General features: G+C 29.8%; 1 protein-coding gene. It reads right to left on the bottom strand.

The window, feature by feature from the left end; all coding sequences use genetic code 11:
* Positions 1–745: 745 nt before the first annotated feature.
* The gene (locus OC683_RS02445; protein ID WP_304514949.1) at positions 746–1,105 is read right to left on the bottom strand and encodes a PP-loop family protein; all 360 of its coding nucleotides are present in this window, start codon (positions 1,103–1,105) and stop codon (positions 746–748) included.
* Between the last annotated feature and the right edge of the window lie 139 nt (positions 1,106–1,244).

Raw genomic sequence — 1,244 nt, 5'->3', positions numbered from 1 at the left:
AATTTCAGAATTATTATATTATTTTAAAAACTTTTGTTCCAATAATTTTGTTAGCTAAGATTGAGTAAATGATCAATAAGTATTAATATTATATTATTCATTCAAAATTTAAGGGCTTGTCGGATAATAAACAATCATTGAATGATATCTAATATTCGCGAAAGCTTAATTTTATTGATGCCGATTTTAACTATCAAATAAACAATAAATTACTGACTTCTTTCGCTCTATAAAGGTAGTTAACCTTTTTCCTGGGAGGGCGATTAGCTTAATAATTCCGTATTAAGTTTTAATTCTCCAACTACTAAAAAGTCGCTTTATCCTTGGGACTGATAGTTTTTACTCTATCATGAATTAATTTAATAACTAGCCTTTAGGATTCTCCAAGTTACTCTAAATATCGACCTCAGTTTCTTAGGTGAAGTAACCGTTTTTTTAACAACGGTGAGATTCCAGATTTTTTTGATCGATAAACTATCCAATACTCAACAATTATATTGATAGCATCTGGACTGCTCGATTGCAGTAGTTTGCGAGACAGGTTATTATCTTACATCTTCTTATTCTTCTTAGGCCTTTTCGGGCTTATCCTTAAAACTATTCGGTAGCGGCATCTTTTTTGACTAACTACTTCATCGCAACCCGCTTTTAAGAACTGCTGTAATTCCTTATTCTTTCGTTTAAAGAACCGTTCTTATCCTTTCCAGTATTTATCGTTCTGGTGATTGGTTAATTCACTTGATATTTAGGCCTCTTTGGCGCCCTGTTGATGACAATGATATTTCAAAAATAAATTTGTTTGTTCTTTGACTAATTGATAAATTTCTGTTAATTGAATATGAAATTTATAAATATTTTTTAAAAAATTATGTTCCTTTTGTAAATAAGGAATAACAAATTTGCGAATTCTATTTCTAGCATAATAATCATTTTGGTTAGTTTCATCTTCTAAAAAAGAAATTTTTTTATTATTAGCATAATTAATAATTTTTTCTTTTGAAAGATATAAAAACGGTTTCAAAAACACAAATTTTTCCATCAAATAAATAGGTTGCATTCCGCTATATCCTAATAAAGAACTACCTCGTGATAATTTTAATAAAATAGTTTCTGCTAAAATACGGATAGATTATTTGCGTTTCTTTGAAAGCTATCAAATATTACAAACAGCCCCCGTCCAAACGGTGCGAGCCAGTTTCCCAGCACACCGCTTTCCCTAATTTATCCCTTTTCCGGGTTTAACT

Source organism: Candidatus Phytoplasma crotalariae (assembly GCF_030586865.1).
In the GTDB taxonomy this organism is placed as follows: domain Bacteria; phylum Bacillota_I; class Bacilli_A; order Acholeplasmatales; family Acholeplasmataceae; genus Phytoplasma; species Phytoplasma citri.
The sequence above is the reverse complement of the archived record's forward strand: the minus strand, read 5'-3'. Positions and strand labels throughout refer to the sequence as shown.